This is a genomic window from Micromonospora sp. NPDC002717, from assembly GCF_040295705.1.
GTDB lineage: Bacteria > Actinomycetota > Actinomycetes > Mycobacteriales > Micromonosporaceae > Micromonospora.
Genome location: NZ_JBEOVW010000088.1, coordinates 1 through 1529 on the forward strand (window position 1 = coordinate 1; position 1529 = coordinate 1529).

General features: G+C 73.1%; 2 protein-coding genes. One reads left to right on the forward strand and one right to left on the reverse strand.

Annotation, left to right across the window (positions count from 1 at the left end; all coding sequences use genetic code 11):
* Positions 1 to 343 precede the first annotated feature (343 nt).
* On the reverse strand, positions 344 to 751 hold the full coding sequence (locus ABT006_RS34950; protein ID WP_350712747.1) for a hypothetical protein: 408 nt from the start codon (positions 749 to 751) through the stop codon (positions 344 to 346).
* 282 nt (positions 752 to 1033) lie between these two features.
* Here ABT006_RS34950 and ABT006_RS34955 point away from each other — a divergent pair, with 282 nt between their 5' ends.
* Complete coding sequence (locus ABT006_RS34955) at positions 1034 to 1423, forward strand: hypothetical protein (protein ID WP_350712748.1); 390 nt, start codon at positions 1034 to 1036, stop codon at positions 1421 to 1423.
* Positions 1424 to 1529: the final 106 nt, after the last annotated feature.

Genomic DNA, 1529 nt, shown 5'->3' on the forward strand with positions numbered 1-1529 from the left:
ACAGACCGTGCAGGTGTCGGCGTACCCCGACCACTACGCCCAGTGGGAACAGCAGGCCGCCGACCTCGTCGCCAAGCACTGGAACAACTGACACACAGGTGCATGATGCCGCTGGCCGGTACCCCGCCCGGGGTACCGGCCAGCGGCGTCCTCGCATCCGGGCGTCCCGGACCGCCCCCTCCGGTCGTGGCGTCGCCAGCGTTGACGGCCGGCTCGCGGATCTTGGACAAGCTTCCGTTTCCCCTGCAAGGGACCGTCCAAGATCTAGCGGCATCACCCGGCGGCGGTGGTGTGGATCTCCGCCGCCGACGCCGCCAGGCGGGTGGGGCCGCGACGGGGTCGGTCACTCGTTGGTGAAGTTGCCGACCTGGCTGGCGGTGCTGGACTGGTCGCTGGTGGAGCCGCCGGCGGGGGTGCTCATGCCGCCGGTGGTGGCGTCGCCCGTGGTCGTGGGGGCCACCTTGCCGGGGTGCCGCTCGGGCTGCCGGGCCAGCCGCCGGGCGCTGGCCGGGCCGGCGGTGCCGCCGGTCGTGGTGATCGCGCCCTGCCCCCGGGTGGGGCCCCCGTCGCGCAGCACGTCCGGGTCGACCGGGACGTGGGCCGGGTCGTCCGGGTCCTCGTCCTGGATGACCCGCTGCACGTCGGTGCGGGGCACGGTCACCTCGTCCAGGACGCCCTCGCCGTACACGCCGCCGGCGATCCGGTCCTCGGCCCGCCGGGCGGCGTCCTGTCGCATGTCGTCCTCACGCACGTCCATCACCTCACAGAAGTGTCGGTCCGGGTGCGTGCCCGGCGACCGCCCCGGCAAACCCGCACCGTCGGGCCGGCCGGCCGGCGGCGTACCCCGTCCGTGGCGCGCCCCGCCCGGCCCGGCGGACCGGATTTTTCCCGGCCGCCGGCCGGTGTTACTGCTCCCGGCGGGTCGGGTAGACGGCGGGTGCCCTCGCCATGAACGCGAACCGTGCCGTGGCCGAAACGCGGTAGCGGGGGGAGGGAATGCAGGTACGACTCATCGCATCCTGAGGAGGACAAGATGAGCACGCAGGCTGCATCCACCAGGCCGATGAATCGGCCGGTGCAGGAGGCGCCCAACCGGGCCATGCAGGACCGGGCCATGCAGGAGACGCCCACCCGCCCGATGCCGATGGTGCCCGACGGGCGTCGGGAGGCCATGCAGGCACCCGGCACCGAGACCAAGCCGGCGCTGCGGACCACCGAGTTCTGGGTCTACATCGCGGCCGTGATCGGCGTGCTGGCCGCCTCGCAGCTGGTCGGGAAGAACTCGGCCGGGGTGGACATCTTCCGGGCCCCCAACGCGTGGTTCATGATCACGCTGCTGACCCTCGGCTACCTGGGTAGCCGTGGTCTGGCCAAGGCCGGCAGCAACTGGCGCAGCGGTGAGGAGCGCAAGGCCCGGCACTGACCGGATATCGCGCGCCACAGCACGCGGTGGCCTCCGGGGCGTACGCTGGCCGATCACCTGGGCGACGAGGGCCTCGTCGTCATCGAGTGCGACGAGGACGTGCTGC

Coding starts and splice junctions, on each gene's coding strand:
- ABT006_RS34955 (WP_350712748.1), top strand. CDS start 1,034: ATGAGCACGCAGGCTGCATCCACCAGGCCGATGAATCGGCCGGTGCAG.